The sequence below is a fragment of the Bradyrhizobium sp. BTAi1 genome (genome assembly GCF_000015165.1).
Taxonomy (GTDB): domain Bacteria; phylum Pseudomonadota; class Alphaproteobacteria; order Rhizobiales; family Xanthobacteraceae; genus Bradyrhizobium; species Bradyrhizobium denitrificans.
In genome coordinates this window covers 7049148-7067750 of sequence record NC_009485.1, presented here as the reverse complement: position 1 = coordinate 7067750, position 18603 = coordinate 7049148, and the positions used below count along the sequence as shown (strand labels likewise).

The window sequence follows — 18603 nt, the reverse complement described above, 5'->3', positions numbered from 1 at the left end:
GTTGCATGTCAAGCGGTCACGGTGGTGAGCCGAACACCGCTTCCCTCCGTAGAGATGCCGTGCATTAGTGAGCGCATCATCTGCACCGAGGCGTCTCATGTCCCTGCAAGTCTATCTCGCCTTCGTCGCCGCCTGCATCGCGCTGGCGCTGCTGCCCGGACCCGTCGTCACGCTGCTGATCGCCAACGGGCTGCGTCATGGAACCCGCGCCGCGCTGATCAACATCGCCGGCGTCCAGACCGGGCTGGCGATCGCGATCGGCATCGTCGCGATGGGTCTGACGACACTGATGGCGACGATGGGCTACTGGTTCGAATGGGTACGCCTGATCGGCGCCGCCTATCTGGTCTGGCTCGGCATCCAATTGATCCGCTCGCCGGTCGAGGGTATCGCCGAAGGCGAGGCGCCGCCCCCGCCGCCGCGCGGCGGCTTCTTCCTGCAGGGCCTGCTGGTGCTGCTGTCGAACCCGAAGGTCATGGTGTTCTTCGGGGCCTTCCTGCCGCAGTTCATGGACATGAGCCGCGATCACGTGCCGCAGGTCGCGCTGCTCGGCGTCACCTTCATGGTGGTCGCCGGCCTCACGGATGCGATCTACGCGTTGCTCGCCGGTCGTGCGCGAAAGCTGTTCTCGGCGCGGCGCACCCGGCTGGTCTCCCGCATCTCCGGCGGCTTCATGATCGGCGGTGGCGTGTGGCTGGCCCTGACGCGGGCACGATAGGTCCGCATCCGGTTCTCGGCTCGTCTCTCGCCGTGGCGTCCCGGGCCATTACTCGACGAGGCGTGGTCGTGGACGGAATTCCAGGCCGGCATAGACGTCGTGCAGGCGGAGCGTGACGTTCAGCGTGTCGAGCCGGATGATTGCGTCGAGCCCCTTCAGTACGGCGTCCGTCCAGGCGCTGTCCGGACCGCGCGAATAGAGGTGGACATTGGGGCTGTCAGTGTCGACGAACAGGATGTAGTCGAGGCACGGCAGCGCCTGATACTCGGCCAGTTTGACGGTGACGTCGAAGCCGCCTGTGGTCGGCGACAGCACCTCGACCAGCAGCGCCGGCCGGTCAGCCACCAGCGAGTCCTCGGCAGGCTTGCCGCAATCGACGCCCAGGTCCGGCATGCGGCGGGTCGACGGGGTGGTCACCACGTAGGTGCCGCCGGTGAAGGTCTGACACGGACCGCTCCGGGTTTGTGCGTGCAGCGCCGCCGTCAGGTTCACGACGATGGCATCGTGGCGCCGGCCGGCGCCGGCCATCATCACGACTTCGCCATCGACGAGCTCGTAGCGCCCGTCCTGTGTCGTCACCCAGGAAAAGAATTGCTCGGGCGTGACCGCCGCCGGATCGACCTTGATGTTCATGCAGGAACGCCTGTTCGGCCGAAGTATAGGCGAGCCGGCCAGCCGGCGGAAGCATGGCTCACGGCCGCACCACCGTCGGTCGGTCCGCGCCAGGCCGGGCCTACAGGCTGATCGTCCCTTTCACCACCGGCGCGACGTCGCCGCCGATCCAGATCGTCTCGCCCTCCTGGATGACATGGACACGGCCGGCGCGGCCGAGCACGGTGCCTTGCGCTGCGATGTATTGCTTCGGAGCAATTCCGGCGCCGATCAGCCATTGCGCCAGACTTGCATTGAGGCTGCCCGTGACCGGGTCCTCGGCTCCGCTCCACATGAAGGCGCGGACCTCGAACTGCGCGTCGCCGCCGTCGCGCGTGGGATCCCACGGCGCGACCACGCCGATGGGCTGTTGCGACAGGGCCTGGACGTCGAACTTGATGTTCAGCAGGTCCTGGCGCGAATCCAGGAGCACGCCGATCCAGCCCGGCCCGTTGTCGGCCCATTGCACGGCCCGCATCGCCTCTCGCTTGATGCCGAGCGCGGCTGCGATCTTGGTTGTGAGCTCGGCATCGACCGCGCCGGAGCGGCGCAGCGGCGGCGCGGTGAAGGCGAGACGAGCGCCGTCGCGCTTGATGCGCACGAGGCCCGCGCCGCACTCCTGCACGACATGCTCGCCCTGCGGCCGGCCACCGAGCGCGAGCCAGACATGGCATGAGCCGAGCGTCGGATGGCCCGCAAATGGCAGCTCGCGCTGCGGCGTGAAGATGCGCACGCGATAATCAGCGCCCGGATTCTGGGCACGCGACAGGAACGTCGTCTCGGACAGATTGGTCCAGTTGGCAATCGCCTGCATCGCCGCGTCGTCGAGACCGTCGGCCTCGGCGATCACGGCAAGCGGGTTGCCCTTGAACGGCGCCGTGGAGAACACGTCGACCTGATGAAACGGAAGCGTCGGCATTCGGTGTTCTCCTCGATCGTGATCAGTCGCGCCAGAACGGCTTGTCAGCCTCTTCCCGCACGATTGCCGGATCAAGGCCGCAGTCGCGCATCTGCTCGAGGTCCAGCATCGCGAGGTCGGACCGCCAGAACAGGCGCTGCAGCCACAGCTGCGGGACCTGGAGCAAATTGCTCTTCCGGTGGGCAACTTGCGGAGTTGCCCAACGCTGCGCCAGGGAATAAGCCATGTGTCACCTATTGCTCTTCAATTGCGTTGTTCGAAGAGCAATCGCGCAGTACATATCTCGGTGCAATTGAAACATTGCTCTCGGTGCAATATAGCATGAATGTTTCGTATACGACCCTGGTGGACGACATTGCCGAGGACATCGCCAACGGCAAGCTCAAGGCGGGCGACCGTCTGCCGCCGCAGCGCCAGTTCGCCTATGAGCGGGGAATTGCCGCATCCACGGCAGCCCGCGTCTATGCCGAATTATTGCGCAGGGGGCTTGTGGTGGGCGAGGTGGGGCGGGGCACGTTCGTCGCCGGAGAGGTGGCACCGGTGCTGCCCGCCTTGCGGCTCGAGCCGTTCGACGGGCGCATTGATCTCGAGTTCAATTTTCCGACGCTGCCCGACCAGGCGGCGCTGATTGCCAAGTCGCTGGCGGCCTGGTTGCGGCCGGAGAAGCTCGCGCCGGTGCTGGCGCCGACCACGCAGCGGCGGCTGGTCGAGGCCGGGCGCACCGCGGCTGCCTTCTTTGCGAGCGAGCGCTGGCGTCCACGCCCGGAGAACTTCGTCTTCGCCGGCAGCGGCCGGCAGTCGCTGGCGGCGGCGATTTCGACGCTGGTGCCGGTCGGCGGCCGCCTCGGCGTCGAGGCGGTCACCTATCCGATGATCAAGGGCATCGCGGCGCGGCTCGGCGTCACCCTGGTGCCGCTCGCGATGGACAGCGAAGGCATTCGTCCGGATGCGCTGACCAAGGCGCATCGCGCAAGCGCGCTGAACGCGATCTACATCCAGCCGGTGATGCAGAACCCGCTCGGGCTCACCATGAGCGAAGCCAGGCGTGACGAGATCGTGCGGCTCGTGCGCAAGCACGAACTGATGATCATCGAGGATCTCGTCTACGGTTTCCTCAGCGATCAGGTGTCGCTGGCGGCGCAGGCGGAGGAGCGCGTCGTCATCGTCGACAGCTTGGCCAAGCGCCTCGCGCCGGGCATCGCGGTCGGCTTCCTCTACGTGCCGTCAGCGATGCGTGAGAAATTCGCCGCGACGGTGCGCACCGGGGCCTGGTCGGTCACGTCGCTGGCGCTGGCGGCCGGCATGGGGCTGCTCGCCGATGGCACGGCGGCCGAGATCACGCGGCGCAAGCGCGCCGATGCGTTGGTGCGGCAGGCGATCGTCGCCGAGTGCCTCGCGGGGCTTCGGATCGACGCAGATCCGCGCTCCTATCATGTCTGGCTGCATCTGCCGGAGGGCTGGCGCGCCGAGGCCCTGACCGCGGCGGCGGCGCGGGCCGGCATCGCCATCACCCCGGCGAGTGCCTTTGCGGTGGCGCATGGCCATTCACCCAATGCGGTGCGGCTGGCGCTCGGCCTGCCGAGCCATGACGATCTCCGGACGGCGCTGTGGCGGCTGGCAGGCCTGCTGTCACACCATGATGCCTCGGACATGACGGAGTAGGGTTACACGAGGCCCTTGTTGCGCAGCTCGGCTTCGATGTCGCCGAGGATGCGGATCAGCCGCTCGGCCCAACGCTGCTGCCCCTCGGGGTCGGCAATCTCGTTCTGCCGGATCTCGATGCCGGATGTGATCAGGCCGCGGCCCTCGCCATGGACGGGAATGGTGTAGTCGGTGCCGTTGCCGACCGCGTAAGGCTGGTTGTCGCCGACCACGAGATCCGGCTCGGCGCGCAGCGCCTTCAAGAGCAGCGGCGGCAGCACGCGGTCGTGCTGATACAGCGTGCCGATGTGCCAGGGCCGCGCAATGCCGGCATAGACCGGCGTGAAGCTGTGCAGGGCGACCAGCACGGTCGGCCGCCCGGCGGCCTTGCGGGCATCGAGCACGGCGGTGATGCGGTCGTGGTAGGGATCGAAGATCGCGCGCCGCCGCAACGCGGCGTCCTCATGCGTCAGGCCCTCATTGCCCGGAATCGTGGTCCGCTCGCTGATCATCGGAATCGCGTTCGGTGCGCCGGGCGAGCGGTTGCAGTCGATCACCAGGCGCGAATAGCGTTGCGCCACCAGATGCGCATCCAGCGCGCGCGACACGGCTTCCGCCACCCCGGCGATGCCGATGTCCCAGGCGATGTGCCGCTCCAGCTCGCTCGCATCGAGGCCGAGATCGCCGAGCGCGCGCGGCAGCAGCCGGCCGTAATGGTCGCAGGTGAACAGGAAGGCCGACGTGCCGCCGGCATTCTGCTCGAGCACCGGGGGAACTTCGTCCGGCTGAAGGAGTAGAGGAAGGTCGATCATGCTCGAAACGCTCATACGGCCACTCGTTGCTTCATGAAGCAGCAGACCGATCTCCGATTGAGCACAAACAAATGGAGACGCGGCTACTGCAAATCACGATAATGACCGGGAACGATGCCGATCCCGGCGATCGACCACAAGACCGAATCTCGCGCTGGTCATGCCGTCCACCGCGATCGTTGGGCCAGCGCGCCATGCTGCGCGGAGAAGGCGAGAGGCTGTGATGTTGATCAAGGTCGGATTCGAGATTGTCTATTCGGCCCCCGCGGCCACGCCGATGGTCATCATGCTGTCGATCCACCCGTCGCGCTTTCCGGACATTGTCGGCACCGAGACCATCACGACCGAGCCCAATGTGCCGATCAAGTTCTATAATGACAGCTTCGGCAATCTGTGCGGGCGGCTGGTGGCGCCCGCCGGCGGCGTCACCTTCCACGGCAGTGCCATCGTCCGCGACAGCGGAAAGCCGGATGCAACCGATCCCGCCGCCCAGCAGCTGCCGATCGAGGAGCTGCCCGACGAGTTGCTGCTCTATCTGATGCCGAGCCGCTATTGCGAGACCGACAAGCTCACCGACATCGCCTGGTCGCTGTTCGGCAGCGCGCCGGCCGGGTGGGCGCGCGTGCAGGCGATCTGCGACTTCGTGCACCGTCACGTCACGTTCGGCTATGAGCACGCGCATGCGATGAAATCGGCGCATGACGTCTATCAGCAGCGCGCCGGCGTGTGCCGCGATTTTGCGCATCTGGCGCTGACCTTCTGCCGCTGCATGGGCATCCCGGCGCGCTATTGCACCGGCTATCTCGGCGATATCGGCGTGCCGCCGGACCCCGCGCCGATGGATTTCTCGGGCTGGTTCGAAGTCTATCTCTCCGGCCGCTGGTATACGTTCGACGCCCGCCACAACATCCCGCGGATCGGACGCATCCTGATGGCGACCGGACGCGACGCCGCCGACGTCGCGCTGTCGACCTCGTTCGGGCGCATGATCCTGACCAAATTCCAGGTCGTCAGCGACGAGATCGTGGCGGCCCGCGGCGCGGCGTGAGCCCGGGGGCGGCGCGACCGACGCGGCGCTGGCCTCGTGCGGCGCGCGGGGCTATGCAGGGGCCATGACCTCCGACCTGCTCTTCGTCTACGGCACGCTCATGCGCGGCTTCGACCATCCGATGGCGCGGCTGCTCGCCGCCAATGCCGATTTCGTCGGTGAAGCCAGCTGCCGCGGCCGGCTCTACCGCATCCAGCATTATCCCGGCCTGGTGCTGTCGGATGACGCGGCCGACCTCGTCCATGGCGAGCTGTTCCGGCTGCGTCAGCCTGCGCCGATGCTGCGCGAATTCGACATGTACGAGGCCTGCGGCGAGGGCTTTGCGCCGCCGACCGAATATCTGCGGCAGCGCCTCGAGGTCACGCTCGCCGACGGCACGGCCCGCGAGGCCTGGACCTATGTCTATAATTGGCCGGTCGACGCGGCCGCCCGCATCGCCTCGGGCCGCTTTCTGGCGCCGTGAGCCTGTGCATAGGGCGGATAAGCCCGGACCAAGGCAGCGATTGCCGGACAGGCCGGGCTCGCCCATATAAGCCTACCCGTTTGGCACAGGACGATCACCCCGCTGATGGCCCGCTTCACGCCGCAATTTCTCGATGAGCTGCGCGCCCGGCTTCCGGTCTCGGATGTCGTCGGCAAGCGCGTGAAGCTCAAAAAGGCCGGGCGCGAGTGGAAGGGGCTGTCGCCGTTCCAGCAGGAGAAGACGCCGTCCTTCTACGTCAACGACCAGAAGGGCTTCTACCACGACTTCTCCTCCGGCAAGCACGGCAACATCTTCGACTTCGTGATGGAGACCGAGGGCTGCTCGTTCCCCGAGGCCGTCGAGCGGCTCGCCTCGCTCGCCGGCCTGCCGCTGCCGGCGGTGACGCCAGACGCCGCGCGCCAGGAGCGGCAGCGCAAGACGCTGTATGACGTGATGGAGCTGGCGGCGAAGTTCTTCACCGACACCCTGGCCTCGCGCCACGGCGCGCGGGCGCGAGGCTATCTCGCCGATCGCGCGATCCTGCCCCAGACACAGCTGCAGTTCCGCCTCGGCTATGCGCCGCCGGACCGCTTCGGCCTGAAGGAATTTCTCGGCGCCCAGGGCGTGCCGGTGAACGACATGGTCGAAGCCGGGCTGCTGGTCGGCGGCGACGACATCCCGGTGCCCTATGACCGCTTCCGCGACCGCGTGATGTTCCCGATCGCCGATCTCCGCGGCCGCGTCATCGCCTTCGGTGGCCGCGCGCTGCAGAAGGACGTGCCGGCGAAATATCTGAACTCGCCGGAGACGCCGCTCTTTCACAAGGGCGACAATCTCTACAACCTGCAGAGCGCCCGCCAGGCCGCGCATAATGGCGCGCCGATGATCGTGGTCGAGGGCTATGTCGACGTCATCGCGCTGGTGGCGGCCGGCTTTGCCGGCGCCGTGGCGCCGCTCGGCACCGCGCTGACCGAGAGCCAATTGGCGCTGATCTGGAAAATGGTCGACGAGCCGATCCTGTGCTTCGACGGCGACCGCGCCGGCCAGAAGGCCGCCTATCGTGCCGCCGACCTCGCGCTGCCGCATCTGCAGCCCGGCAAGAGCCTGCGCTTCGCGCTGCTGCCGGAGGGCCAGGACCCCGACGACCTCGTCCGCACCGGCGGCCGTGGCGCGGTCGAGGAGGTGCTGGCGGTGGCCAAGCCGCTCGCCGAGGTGATCTGGTCGCGGGAGATCGAAGGCGGCAGTTTCACCACGCCGGAGCGCCGCGCCGCGCTGGAGGCGCGTATCGGCGAGCTCACCAACAGCATCCGCGACGAGGTGGTGCGCCGCTACTACAAGCAGGACCTCACCGAGCGGCTGTACCGGGCGTTCGCCCCCGAGGGCGGACGGGGCTTCGGCCGCGGCTATGGTGCCGAATCAGGACGCCGTTTCGGCGTCCGCAGTCCCGGTTCCGGACAGCCGGGCCGGTTATCCACAGGGGGCGGCGGCAAGGGCCGGCGCGGCGGAGCGCCATCCACAGGCCCTGCGATGGCCCGCGGCCCCTATATGGCGGCGAGCCCGCAGCTCGCCATGAGCCCGATCATGCGCGGCCAGCGCTCGGCGATCTCGCGCCGCGAGGCGCTGATCCTGCAATGCCTGATTAACCATCCCTGGCTGCTGCACGACCATCTCGAGGAGGTCGCCGCGCTGGAGCTCGCCCATCCCGAGGCGCACAAGCTGCGGGCTGCGATCATCGCCGCCTTCGCCCATGATCATCACCATTCGCCGGACCCGGACGAGCAGGCCGAGAAGATGCGCGCCGATCTGGAGAACTCCGGTTTTTCAGAGCTTCTTCAACGGGTTGAGCGGGCGATCACGACCGCTGCGGTGTGGGCGGCGCGGCCCGGCGCGGCGCGCGATGACGTTCTTGCGACATGGCATCAGCTCGTTACCTTGCATCGGCAATGGCACTCATTACTTAGGGAATTGAAGGATGCCGAGCTGGCGCTGGGCGAGGAGCCGAGCGAGCCGAATATGGGCTGGTTGAGGGACGTGAAGGCCAGGATGGCCGAGATCGACGGCACCGAGGCGCTGGTCGAGGGCTTCGGGGAGCTGTCCGGACGCACCAACCGCAACGTGTAGAGCTGGCGCGCAGCGCGCTCGCGTCGAGGAGCACATTCCGGTCCGGTCCGCGCGAGCGGGTTCCGGGCCATGCGAAAAGACTCGCCAAATCCATGGTTTGGCTGCAAAAACAGGGTTAATCGAAGTTTAAGAGGTCCAGGGCATTTTGTGCAAGTGAGGGGTCGGTTGGCCGTCGGACGCCGCGTCGTAAAGTTTACGCGCCGCATGCGATTGCAAAACCGGTATCGCTTTTGCAAGAAACGCGCGCCGGTCCAGAACGGGACGACACCAGCGACAGAGATAGGGGGTGGCGACTTCAAATGTGCGCCGCCCTTTCCGCGTCGAGAACAGTTTGAGTAGAGCAGGCGGGCGCCGCGATGCCAAGGGCGAAGATGCCACAGGCGGAGCGGGCGCGTTTCGGGAGCAATGAATGGCCACGAAGGCAAAGACGCTGCAGGTGAAGGACAAGGAAAAGGACGACAAGGCCGCGGATGCTCCCGAAAAGGACTCTGCCGACGCGCCCTCGCCGTTGCTCGACCTGTCGGACGCTGCCGTCAAGAAGATGATCAAGCAGGCCAAGAAGCGCGGCTTCGTGACCTTTGATCAGCTGAACGAAGTGCTGCCTTCCGACACCACCTCGCCGGAACAGATCGAAGACATCATGTCGATGCTGTCCGACATGGGGATCAACGTCACCGAGGCCGAAGAGGCCGACGAGTCCGAGGAGAAGGACGACGGCGACGACGAGACCGACAACGAGCTCGTCGAGATCACCCAGAAGGCCGTCACCGAGGTCAAGAAGTCCGAGCCCGGCGAGCGCACCGACGATCCCGTGCGCATGTATCTGCGCGAGATGGGCACCGTCGAACTGCTCTCGCGCGAGGGCGAGATCGCGATCGCCAAGCGCATCGAGGCCGGCCGCGAGGCGATGATCGCGGGCCTCTGCGAGAGCCCGCTGACCTTCCAGGCCATCATCATCTGGCGCGACGAGCTCAACGAAGGCAAGATCTTCCTTCGCGACATCATCGATCTCGAAGCGACCTATGCCGGCCCCGAGTCCAAGGGCGGCATGAACCCGCAGATCGCGGCCCCCGCCAATGGCGAGGGTGAGGCCGCCGATGGCGGCGAGATCCAGGCGGCGGTCGCGCCGCCGGCCGCGCCGCAGCAGCCGACCCCGTTCCGTGCCGCGCCCAACGGCGCGCCTGTCGAGGAGAAGGATCCCGGCGAGGCGGCGGCCGAAGCCGACATGGACGACGACGAGTTCGAGAACCAGATGTCGCTCGCCGCCATCGAGGCCGAGCTGAAGCCGAAGGTGGTCGAGACCTTCGACAAGATCGCGTCCGAGTACAAGAAGCTGCGCCGCCTGCAGGAGCAGGACATCGCCAACCAGCTGCAGAGCGAGTCGCTGTCGCCCTCGCAGGAGCGCAAGTACAAGAAGCTCAAGGACGAAATCATCGTCGAGGTGAAGTCGCTGCGCCTCAACCAGGCCCGCATCGACTCGCTGGTCGAGCAGCTCTACGACATCAACAAGAAGCTGGTCTCGTTCGAGAGCCGGCTGATGCGCCTCGCCGACTCCCACGGCGTCGCGCGCGAGGACTTCCTGCGCAACTACCAGGGCTCGGAGCTCGATCCGCGCTGGCTGAACCGCGTCTCCAAGCTGTCGGCCAAGGGCTGGAAGAACTTCGTCCACTACGAGAAGGACCGCATCAAGGATTTGCGCCAGGAGGTGCAGTCGCTCGCCGCCCTCACGGGTCTGGAGATCGGCGAATTCCGCAAGATCGTCCACTCGGTGCAGAAGGGCGAGCGCGAGGCCCGTCAGGCCAAGAAGGAGATGGTGGAAGCCAACCTCCGTCTCGTGATCTCGATCGCCAAGAAGTACACCAACCGCGGCCTGCAGTTCCTCGACCTGATCCAGGAAGGCAACATCGGCCTGATGAAGGCGGTCGACAAGTTCGAGTACCGCCGCGGCTACAAGTTCTCGACCTACGCCACGTGGTGGATCCGGCAGGCGATCACCCGCTCGATCGCCGACCAGGCCCGCACCATCCGCATCCCCGTGCACATGATCGAGACGATCAACAAGATCGTCCGCACCTCGCGCCAGATGCTGAACGAGATCGGCCGCGAGCCGACCCCGGAGGAACTCGCCGAAAAGCTCGGCATGCCCCTGGAGAAGGTGCGCAAGGTCCTCAAGATCGCCAAGGAGCCGCTCTCGCTCGAGACGCCCGTCGGCGACGAGGAGGATTCACACCTCGGCGACTTCATCGAGGACAAGAACGCCATCCTGCCGATCGACGCCGCGATCCAGTCCAACCTGCGCGAAACCACGACGCGCGTGTTGGCCTCGCTCACCCCGCGCGAAGAACGCGTGCTGCGCATGCGCTTCGGCATCGGCATGAACACCGACCACACGCTGGAAGAAGTCGGCCAGCAGTTCTCGGTGACCAGAGAGCGTATCCGTCAGATCGAGGCGAAGGCGCTGCGCAAGCTGAAGCACCCGTCGCGGTCGCGGAAGCTGCGGAGCTTCTTGGATAACTGATTGACGCGCGATCTTAGTCGTAATTCCTGGGCTTGACCCGGACCACCGTCAATATAAAGCAGCGGGCCGAAAGGTCCGCTTTTTTATTTCGGTGATTTTTTAATCGAGCCGCTTCAGCTGCTTCTATTTCGGAAACTAAGATCTGTCAGTTCAGGCAGCGGCTGATCTCCTTCCCTCATGGCTTTTAGTCGGGACCAAATTTCTTGAAGAGTTGAGTTGGCATCTACGACGTACTCTGAACGGATCTGTATCCCTTTGAACGAAAACAGATCTCCCTTTACATTATCGTATTCGAACAGCTCGGGTTCTTCATGTTGATTCAAGTCATTCAGTCCCCAGATAAATAGTGGTGACAAGCTCAGCGCCGTTCCCGCTTCTGGGTCAACAAGGAAAACATCTGCGTCTGCGAACGCTTCGTGTCCTTCGTATTCTAGAACATTGATAAATGTGCGTGAGGGCCCATTCAGTATCCGAAAAATTCCGTGAAACTGCCCTCGCGAAAATCGCTTCGGCGTAACTGATTCGAACACTCCAATGAATGAGTGTGAAAGCATTCGCTTGAGGATGTTGCCTAGATGTCCGAGGAGGGAGACAAAATCGATCTGAAAATCCTTGCCATGTTTCGCCTTCGCGATTTCATCGATCCAAGTGTTGAACTGGGAGTAATTTGGTCCGGAGAATAGATCGCGAATGGGAGTCGAGATTTTTAACTCGGTCTGGGAAAGGTTTCGGAGTAACCCCCAAAGCGGACCAGCAGAGCGGTGAGCAAAGCCCTTGAAGTGACCGGATCTCTGAGAAGAAACCGCGCAATATTCGGCGTATGCAGTATACGCGGCGACAGTAAGCAAGGCCTCCACGGCTTCCCGCCCTCGGTCGTTCCGCTTTTGATTGTCCATTTCTGAGAGATACTTCGCGAGAGGTGCTGCTGCGGCATAGGGAAGATCGTTGATTAGTTCGCTGAGCTCGCGCCAGCCAGAGTAGGTGCTCCGTTCCTCTATCTCAACTATCTCCTTGTTGCTTACATAGGAGAAAGAAGACGTACTTGTTCCAAAGTCAAATCCGAGATATGTCTCTCCGACTGCTTCATTAGCGGCGAATGTCATATCGAGAAAGAATGGACGTCCGGACACCGACGTTTCTGATGCAGCTCCCTTGTGGTATATAAATCGAGGTTCGGCTGTTCCATCTTCGCGGATCGTTAGCTCAACCTCTATGTTTTGCTGAAACGTTGTTTTATTGGGCGTGAAGACCTTCTTATTCTCGACGTTAAAGAGAGCGACGTGATCATCGATGTCAAACGATGATCGCAGGAAGTAGTATTCTAGGTGACGCTTGGGCGGTCTATCGAGGTGAACTTTCCATCTTATAGGCTGTCCAATTAAACCTCTCAGGCTGCTGGCTGAAGGTAGAAGGACGCCCTCGTCCGACAATTCTAGTCGGTTGGACAAGTGCCCGGCAGGGCGAAAACGCTTGATCTGCATTTCCGAGTCGTCCGGCCTCAGTACCAAGCATAATCGGTTGTAAGTGACTGCTCGGAAATCGCCTTGGCCGCCATTGTGAAATCGTCGCGCGCATTCTGTCGCAAGACCTTTGGCAACAATTTCCTGGAAGCTCTCGGTCAGTTCGAGAACTTGAGCGTCGGGCAGCTCTTTTATGAGATCTCGTTCAATTAGAGGGCGAAGCCACCTAATGTTGGATGAGCCGCCTGACAGCAGAACAATGTTGATTTCCTGTCCTTTCAACTCGGACCGTGCGCCAGCAATAGTGCTCGTTATTGCTTGTTTAAGCTTCGGAGACCAGATTTTCTCTTCGTACTTGCTTCTGAGGTCGCTGGCATCGAGTCTAAGCGTTGCAATCGGTCCGTCCCGAGTAAAAGGATCGGTAGGTACAGATATTGGGTATGTTCCAACACCGACTAGATTTGCATTGAGAGACCAGTTCGCGATGCTCTTGCAGATCGCGACCTTCGCCCGCTCGACATCTTGCAATAAAATCTTGTGGTTTCTAAAGAAGGCCCGTTGCCGCTCATTATATATCGAGAGGTGTTCATCGTCTGCATTTTTTATGTCGGAGTAAAGTGTAAGTGCCTTTGAAAGATCGGCCTTGTGGTTTTTATTAGCAAGAGCGCTGTATAAGAGATCGCTGGCAATTATTCTATTGATATAGAAGCCTCCAACGGGGATTGAGCGTGCCGCAAGCGGTCGAGCGTTTGTTCCGGTTTGGCTTATGTCTCCAGCCTTGGTGCTCTCGACCACTGAGACGTCGAAGGTTCCTCCGCCAAAATCGAGAACGAGAGCTACGTTCTTTCGTCTTTCTGCGACAACGGGGTGGCGACACCCGTACCGGTAATACTGATAGACCGCGAAGGGCTCTGGTAAGAAGTCGAGCTCTGTAAATCTGCTCTGCAGAACTTTTCGGATTGCGCGCCGATAATTCGAGAGCCATGCTTCGGTAGCTTTGTCGCTGTCCGCCAATGATAGGGGTTCGGCAATCAAGATCTTGGTAGGACGCTCGAGGCCTTGAAGGGCCAGAGCTCGCTCGACTTTCTTAAGAGTCTCTTCAAAAAAATCTTTGGCTAAGCCCAGTGCGGTGCGCCGAGGTGATTTATCGGCCGAGGCAGAGCGTTTGGTGGGGTTGTCGGGATCAATCTTTCCTAGTTCAACTTTGAAGTCTTCAATTAGTGCTTCGGGGGAGGTGCACCTTTCGATTGCCTCCCGACCAACCAATGCTCGACCATTGTCATAGAAAAGGGCAGTCGGGATCACTTCGCTTTCATCAATGTTTGCGAGCTTAACAGATTGAATGAATGGTAGTCGCTGTACAGGCATTGCAGCCTTTCAATTTGTCCGTTTGAGCAACTTAAAGTATGAGTCGATCAAAGATGCAAGAAAACTAAGACATGTATCCCTCGCTGCAGTGCAAACGTGATCCGGGCATGCAATCTGCGGCATCCTCACCTGCGGGTGGGGTTCGGGATTGTTCGCTTGGCCGCCCCTCCACCCCTTCATCGCTGCCGAGGCACGTCTCGCTGCCCGCGCCGCGCAAACGCCCTGGACCGCCTTCCTCTACGAATTCCTCCGCTTCGGTGTGAAGCAGGCTTGGGCCTGCCTTTTCGGCGGCATCGCGGTGGCGCTGATGCTGCTGACATGGCGGCTCTATCCGGCGAATGCGCCGCTCGCGCGCTATGACTTTCTCTTCCTCTGCATGCTCGCCGTCCAGGCCACGCTGCTGGCTGCGGGCCTGGAGACCTGGGAGGAGGCCAAGATCATCCTGATCTATCATCTCGTCGGCACGGCCATGGAGCTGTTCAAGACCGCGACCGGCTCGTGGATCTATCCCGAGCCGAGCCTGATCCGGATCAGTGGCGTGCCGCTGTTTTCCGGCTTCATGTATTCTTGCATCGGCAGCTATCTCTGCCGCGTCTGGCGGCTGTTCGATTTCCGCTTCACCGGCCATCCGTCGCGGCGCTGGCTGATCGGTTTGAGTGCAGCGATCTATCTCAACTTCTTCACCGACCACTATGGGCTCGACGGCAGGCTGCTGCTGTTCGGCTGGGCCGCGCTGCTGTTCGCGCTCGCCACGGTCCATTTCAAGGTCTGGCGCGTGCATCGCTCGATGCCGTTGCTGCTCGGGCTGATCCTGGTGTCGCTGTTCGTCTGGCTGTCGGAGAACGTCGGCACTTTCACACGGGTCTGGCTCTATCCGCAGCAGGCGCATGGCTGGACCATGGTGTCGCCGGCCAAGCTCGGCTCATGGTTCCTGCTGCTGATCATCAGCTACACGCTGGTCAGCCTGATCAACCGGCCGAGGGAGATGGGGCGAGGCAGGTCGGCCGCTCCGCCTGTCAGGGAGCCGGATCGTGAGGCGGCGTGATCGGCGGTAGGTGAAGATCTACCCACGTTGCCATGACCGGGCTCGTCCCGGGCATCCAAATCGTGCCGCGTCCGAAGACGTGGATGGCCGGGACAAGCCCGGCCATGACGCGTCACCCGATTGAGAGCATGCTTCGCGGAAGGCTGCTGCCGTAGGGTGGGCAAAGGCGCTGGCATGATGGCCGTGCTGGGGATGCTGTCGCGCGCCGTGCCCACCGCGCCTCGCGGCCGGCAGCTTATGGTGGGCACGCGCTGCGCGCTTTGCCCACCCTATGGCCGCTCGTGAAGTTACTTCTTCTTCGCCCCGACGCGCTCCAGCGACTTGATCTGCAGTGGCGGGCGGCCGGATTTTTCGGCGATGTCGCGGTCCTGCTCCATGATGAAGCCGCGCGCGGGCTCGTCGCCGTCGAGGCCGCCGAGCAGCTCGGCCGGGACGCGCCGGTTGGAGCGCTGCGAGCCGTCCTCATAGGTCACGTTGAAGAAGGCGAATTCGCCTTTGGGATTGGAGCCGGGTTTCTTTGCCATGGGGGGCTTTTCCAGGATCAGAAGCGCCGCGTCAACGTGAACGGACGCCGGTCTGCTCATCGATTTTGCGGAAGAGAATGGTTAAGGACGCAGCCGGCGACGGTCGCCGCCGTGGCGGCGATGCCTTGCCGCAACCGGCACCGTCACGAGAGCATCGCGCGGCGCGGTGCGGGCCCGCTGAGACCCCGTCGATATGGTGATCACGGGCCGGATTTTCGACCCTGCGGCCGCATGCGGACTCCTCGATTTTGCCGGATCGGCATGCCCCCATGCGCCCGATTCCATGTCAGCTTGATGAACGCCAACCTGAGATCCCCAAGCCTGAGAACGCCAAGCCTGGATCCTGCAAACCTTGGACCCCGATGTCGATGCCGCAACTCACCATCTGGTACAACACGCGCTGCCCGGTCTGCGACGCCGGCATCGACTGGCAGCGCAACAAGCTGCTGGCGCTGGTGAAGTCGGGACGGGTCGCGTTCAGGGACATTAACGCGGAGCCGGAGGCGCTGCGCGGCTTCGGCGCCGATGTCGACGACGTCCGCCGTCGGCTGCATGCGACCGACGAGGACGGCCAGCTGATCACCGGCGCCGACGTCGCGCTGCTGCTGTGGAAGCTGACGCCGGGTGAAGGCTGGCTGGCGACTCTGTTCGGCAACCCGCTGGTGCGCCCGCTGACCCGGTTCGGCTACGACCGCTTCGCCGACGTGCTGTTCGCCTGGAACAAGCGCAAGGGGCATTGGTGAGGCGCGTGCGCGCTTGAGCCAAGGCCGTCGCGGCGATGCAAGGGGGAGGGAGGCGCAGCGCCGTTGCGGCGACAGCTCGCCTCTATCGCCTCCGCACCTTCACCCGTGCTGGTACGCGCGGGCCGCCTTGCGGACCGTCATCCTCGTCGCTGCCGCCGAGCGCCATGATCGCCGTGCCCATCGCGGTCGAGCCGAAGGTGACGAAGAACGAGCCGAGCAGCAGGCCGATGGCGACGCCAGGCGAATGGTCGGCGAAGATCAGGTGACGCAGGCCCCAGGGATCGAGCGCCAGGAGGCCGCCGACCAGCACCACGGCCATGACGAGGCCGAGCGCGAGGTTGATCGCGAGCAGGCGGAACAGGGGGACCTGGAGCAATCGGCGCTGGCGGGGCGGCATCGGCGATCTCCCTTGGGATCGGAAACGACGGCGGAATCGTAGCACCGATCCCGGCGGGCTCAAGGCCGGAGCCGCCCGGAACAGGCATGGCTGAACCGACCTGGGCGTGCTTCCCTGGCCGTGCTTCGTTTTGGGACAAGCGCGGCATCAATCGCTGCGCCGTGCCGCCTCACGCCGCCTCGCCCTCGGCCACGCCATGCTGCTTGGCGATGACGCTCTGCCAGACGCTGGCAATCGCGCGCTGGGTTTCCGGGGCGATCAGGCAGTGGCCTTCATGGTCGAAGCCGCAGAACCGTGCTGACGGATCGTTCCTGGCGTCGATCAGCGCCTTGTTGATCATCTCCAGCGAGGCCATCACCTGGCCGATGTTCTGCAGCCGGGTATGATGCAGGATGTCGATCAGGCGGAACATCATGATCGGCGGCTGCCCGAGCGAGATGCCGGGACGGCTGAACTCGAAGAACACGTTGACCGCCGGCAGCACGCCCTCGATCTGCGCCAGGATCTTGGCCGCGTCATCGGCGGTGCAGGCGACGAGATGCGCACCCGGCACCGGCAGTGCGGGCGTCGCCGGCGCTGCCTCCGCGCCGAGCCCGAGGCTGGCGAGCACCTGATGCTCGATCCAGCGCCGCACCTCCGGCGGGGCCGAGCGGATCTGGTCGGCGGTCAGCGTAATCCCGATCATGGCGTCGTCTCCTTTTGCCGGTCAGCTTAGAAAGCGGACGGTGGCCGGATGTTGACGAGGATCAAGCGGGTATGGGGAAGCTGCAGACCGCGGGAGTCATTCATCGTGCCGCTCGCTCGGTCTGCGCCTCCGCCGCGTGCGGGGAAGGTCGCATCGCATTTGACCAATGGGACAAGCCGCAGCACGAACGCCTGCCAATCTGTTACTCCGTCATGCCGGGACAAGTCCGGCCATGACGACGTGGAAACAGACGGGCACACTCTGTCGAGCGCCATAGGCGATAGCGCTGCACACGCGGGGGAGAGGGCGCACCGGTTGTGGGGTGAGCGCCTTGTCTGAACCGCCGCAGTTTTGACGCCAGCATTTCGCTCATGCCATGATCGGGGCAATCTGGAATCAACAAGGATCCCGCATGCTCTTGCGTCGTCTTGCCGTGCTGCTCGCGGCCTCGCTCTCGGCCCTCTCGGCGGCCAGCTCCGCGCAGGCCGCGCGCTGCGGCGGTGATTTCAACACGTTCGTTGCCAGCTTCTCCGCAGAGGCGCAGAGCGCCGGCGTCTCGTCCGCAACGATCAGCCAGGCGCTGTCGGGCGTGACGCTCGATCCGGCCGTGCTCGCCTTCGACCGCCGCCAGCGTTACACCTTCAACAAGAGCTTCGAGCAGTATGTCGCGACCCGCGTCGGCCCCGGCCGCATCAATGGCGGCCGCGCGATGCTGCAGCGGCATGCGGCGCTGCTGTCGCGCATCGAGCAGCAATATGGCGTGCCGCGCCAGATCCTGATCGCGATCTGGGGGCTGGAAACCGATTTCGGCAAGGGCGACATGGGCAAGCTGCCGGTGATCCGTACGTTGGCGACCCTGGCGCATGATTGCCGCCGCACCGAGCTGTTCCAGACCGAGCTGATGGCGGCGCTGAAGATCGTCGAGCGCGGCGATCTCACTTTGCGCGATCTGATCGGTGCCTTCGCCGGCGAGATCGGCCAGACCCAGTTCCTGCCGTCCTCCTACATCAAATACGGCGTCGATTTCGATGGCGACGGCCGCGTCGATCTGCGTCACTCCACCGCCGACGTGCTGGCCTCGACCGCCAATCTGCTCCACAGCAACGGCTTCAAGATGGGCGCGCCCTATGACGAGGGCTCGGCGAATTTCGACGCGATGCGCGAGTGGAACAGGGCTGTGATCTATCGCAAGACCATCGGCTATTTCGCCGATCAGCTGGTGGGGCGATAGGGCAGGGGATCGCCTCCCCCTCGCTGTCATGCCCGCGAAGGCGGGCATCCAGTACGCCGTGACCTCTCAGCTCGACAATGATTGGCTGTGAATACGGGATCGCCCGGGCGAGCCGGGCGATGACAGCTTCGGGTCTGGCCACAGCGCTCAACCCCACCCACGCCGTCATTTTGGGGCGGCCCTCCGGGCTCGCGGCTCACGCACGTCCCGGAATGACACGCCGAGAGATCTCGGCACATGCTCGTCATGCGCAAACTGC

Annotated in this window: 17 protein-coding genes; 9 read left to right on the top strand and 8 right to left on the bottom strand. The window is 63.8% G+C overall.

Features of this window, described 5'->3' with window-relative positions; all coding sequences use genetic code 11:
- Positions 1-97: 97 nt before the first annotated feature.
- Complete coding sequence (locus tag BBTA_RS31760; protein WP_012046610.1) at positions 98-718, top strand: LysE family translocator; 621 nt, start codon at positions 98-100, stop codon at positions 716-718.
- Positions 719-766: 48 nt separating this feature from the next.
- On the opposite strand, the gene BBTA_RS31755 is transcribed toward BBTA_RS31760, so the two are convergent.
- From BBTA_RS31755 to BBTA_RS40990, 3 genes are all read right to left on the bottom strand, one after another.
- Positions 767-1351, bottom strand: a complete 585-nt coding sequence (locus BBTA_RS31755; protein WP_012046609.1) for a Uma2 family endonuclease — start codon at positions 1349-1351, stop codon at positions 767-769.
- 100 nt (positions 1352-1451) lie between these two features.
- Positions 1452-2288, bottom strand: a complete 837-nt coding sequence (locus BBTA_RS31750) for a PhzF family phenazine biosynthesis protein (protein WP_012046608.1) — start codon at positions 2286-2288, stop codon at positions 1452-1454.
- Positions 2289-2310: 22 nt separating this feature from the next.
- On the bottom strand, positions 2311-2454 hold the full coding sequence (locus tag BBTA_RS40990; RefSeq protein ID WP_012046607.1) for a hypothetical protein: 144 nt from the start codon (positions 2452-2454) through the stop codon (positions 2311-2313).
- An 86-nt stretch (positions 2455-2540) separates the two neighbouring features.
- Between BBTA_RS40990 and BBTA_RS31740 the strand changes: the two genes are divergently transcribed.
- Positions 2541-3950: a PLP-dependent aminotransferase family protein gene (locus BBTA_RS31740; RefSeq protein ID WP_012046606.1), complete on the top strand. Its 1410-nt coding sequence runs from the start codon at positions 2541-2543 to the stop codon at positions 3948-3950.
- A gap of 2 nt (positions 3951-3952) precedes the next feature.
- Here the strand turns inward: BBTA_RS31740 and BBTA_RS31735 are convergent, their stop codons facing one another.
- Positions 3953-4756 carry an N-formylglutamate amidohydrolase gene (locus BBTA_RS31735; protein ID WP_012046605.1) on the bottom strand — a complete coding sequence of 268 codons (804 nt, stop codon included), beginning with the start codon at positions 4754-4756 and terminating at the stop codon, positions 3953-3955.
- Between the two features lie 208 nt (positions 4757-4964).
- Here BBTA_RS31735 and BBTA_RS31730 point away from each other — a divergent pair, with 208 nt between their 5' ends.
- The 4 genes from BBTA_RS31730 to rpoD all read left to right on the top strand — a co-directional run bounded on the left by BBTA_RS31730 (position 4965) and on the right by rpoD (position 10891).
- A complete protein-coding gene (locus BBTA_RS31730; protein ID WP_041751021.1) occupies positions 4965-5789 on the top strand; it encodes a transglutaminase family protein in 825 nt (274 codons plus the stop codon).
- Between the two features lie 64 nt (positions 5790-5853).
- Positions 5854-6252 carry a gamma-glutamylcyclotransferase gene (locus BBTA_RS31725; RefSeq protein WP_012046603.1) on the top strand — a complete coding sequence of 133 codons (399 nt, stop codon included), beginning with the start codon at positions 5854-5856 and terminating at the stop codon, positions 6250-6252.
- Between the two features lie 105 nt (positions 6253-6357).
- Positions 6358-8373: a DNA primase gene (gene dnaG / locus BBTA_RS31720; protein WP_012046602.1), complete on the top strand. Its 2016-nt coding sequence runs from the start codon at positions 6358-6360 to the stop codon at positions 8371-8373.
- A 409-nt stretch (positions 8374-8782) separates the two neighbouring features.
- Entirely contained in the window at positions 8783-10891 is a 2109-nt protein-coding gene (gene rpoD / locus BBTA_RS31715) for an RNA polymerase sigma factor RpoD (RefSeq protein ID WP_012046601.1), read from the top strand.
- Positions 10892-11004: 113 nt separating this feature from the next.
- Here the strand turns inward: rpoD and BBTA_RS39260 are convergent, their stop codons facing one another.
- The gene (locus BBTA_RS39260) at positions 11005-13719 is read right to left on the bottom strand and encodes a molecular chaperone (RefSeq protein ID WP_012046600.1); all 2715 of its coding nucleotides are present in this window, start codon (positions 13717-13719) and stop codon (positions 11005-11007) included.
- 148 nt (positions 13720-13867) lie between these two features.
- On the opposite strand from BBTA_RS39260, the gene BBTA_RS31710 reads away from it, so the two are divergent.
- Positions 13868-14764: a DUF817 domain-containing protein gene (locus BBTA_RS31710; protein ID WP_012046599.1), complete on the top strand. Its 897-nt coding sequence runs from the start codon at positions 13868-13870 to the stop codon at positions 14762-14764.
- Between the two features lie 287 nt (positions 14765-15051).
- On the opposite strand, the gene BBTA_RS31705 is transcribed toward BBTA_RS31710, so the two are convergent.
- Positions 15052-15288 carry a hypothetical protein gene (locus BBTA_RS31705; protein ID WP_008963614.1) on the bottom strand — a complete coding sequence of 79 codons (237 nt, stop codon included), beginning with the start codon at positions 15286-15288 and terminating at the stop codon, positions 15052-15054.
- A gap of 368 nt (positions 15289-15656) precedes the next feature.
- Here BBTA_RS31705 and BBTA_RS31700 point away from each other — a divergent pair, with 368 nt between their 5' ends.
- Complete coding sequence (locus BBTA_RS31700) at positions 15657-16031, top strand: thiol-disulfide oxidoreductase DCC family protein (protein ID WP_012046598.1); 375 nt, start codon at positions 15657-15659, stop codon at positions 16029-16031.
- 82 nt (positions 16032-16113) lie between these two features.
- On the opposite strand, the gene BBTA_RS31695 is transcribed toward BBTA_RS31700, so the two are convergent.
- Both BBTA_RS31695 and BBTA_RS31690 read right to left on the bottom strand, forming a co-directional pair.
- Complete coding sequence (locus tag BBTA_RS31695; protein ID WP_041751020.1) at positions 16114-16428, bottom strand: hypothetical protein; 315 nt, start codon at positions 16426-16428, stop codon at positions 16114-16116.
- A gap of 169 nt (positions 16429-16597) precedes the next feature.
- Positions 16598-17113 carry a hypothetical protein gene (locus tag BBTA_RS31690; protein ID WP_012046596.1) on the bottom strand — a complete coding sequence of 172 codons (516 nt, stop codon included), beginning with the start codon at positions 17111-17113 and terminating at the stop codon, positions 16598-16600.
- 412 nt (positions 17114-17525) lie between these two features.
- On the opposite strand from BBTA_RS31690, the gene BBTA_RS31685 reads away from it, so the two are divergent.
- On the top strand, positions 17526-18344 hold the full coding sequence (locus BBTA_RS31685) for a lytic murein transglycosylase (protein ID WP_012046595.1): 819 nt from the start codon (positions 17526-17528) through the stop codon (positions 18342-18344).
- The last annotated feature ends 259 nt before the right edge of the window (positions 18345-18603 follow it).

Excerpts from the sequence above, each read along its gene's own strand:
- BBTA_RS31700 (WP_012046598.1), top strand. The coding sequence starts at position 15,657 with ATGCCGCAACTCACCATCTGGTACAACACGCGCTGCCCGGTCTGCGAC.
- BBTA_RS31695 (WP_041751020.1), bottom strand. The coding sequence starts at position 16,428 with ATGCCGCCCCGCCAGCGCCGATTGCTCCAGGTCCCCCTGTTCCGCCTG.
- BBTA_RS31760 (WP_012046610.1), top strand. The coding sequence starts at position 98 with ATGTCCCTGCAAGTCTATCTCGCCTTCGTCGCCGCCTGCATCGCGCTG.
- BBTA_RS31755 (WP_012046609.1), bottom strand. The coding sequence starts at position 1,351 with ATGAACATCAAGGTCGATCCGGCGGCGGTCACGCCCGAGCAATTCTTT.
- BBTA_RS31725 (WP_012046603.1), top strand. The coding sequence starts at position 5,854 with ATGACCTCCGACCTGCTCTTCGTCTACGGCACGCTCATGCGCGGCTTC.
- dnaG (WP_012046602.1), top strand. The coding sequence starts at position 6,358 with ATGGCCCGCTTCACGCCGCAATTTCTCGATGAGCTGCGCGCCCGGCTT.
- BBTA_RS39260 (WP_012046600.1), bottom strand. The coding sequence starts at position 13,719 with ATGCCTGTACAGCGACTACCATTCATTCAATCTGTTAAGCTCGCAAAC.
- BBTA_RS31750 (WP_012046608.1), bottom strand. The coding sequence starts at position 2,288 with ATGCCGACGCTTCCGTTTCATCAGGTCGACGTGTTCTCCACGGCGCCG.
- rpoD (WP_012046601.1), top strand. The coding sequence starts at position 8,783 with ATGGCCACGAAGGCAAAGACGCTGCAGGTGAAGGACAAGGAAAAGGAC.
- BBTA_RS31735 (WP_012046605.1), bottom strand. The coding sequence starts at position 4,756 with ATGAGCGTTTCGAGCATGATCGACCTTCCTCTACTCCTTCAGCCGGAC.
- BBTA_RS31730 (WP_041751021.1), top strand. The coding sequence starts at position 4,965 with ATGTTGATCAAGGTCGGATTCGAGATTGTCTATTCGGCCCCCGCGGCC.
- BBTA_RS31685 (WP_012046595.1), top strand. The coding sequence starts at position 17,526 with ATGCTCTTGCGTCGTCTTGCCGTGCTGCTCGCGGCCTCGCTCTCGGCC.
- BBTA_RS31690 (WP_012046596.1), bottom strand. The coding sequence starts at position 17,113 with ATGATCGGGATTACGCTGACCGCCGACCAGATCCGCTCGGCCCCGCCG.
- BBTA_RS31705 (WP_008963614.1), bottom strand. The coding sequence starts at position 15,288 with ATGGCAAAGAAACCCGGCTCCAATCCCAAAGGCGAATTCGCCTTCTTC.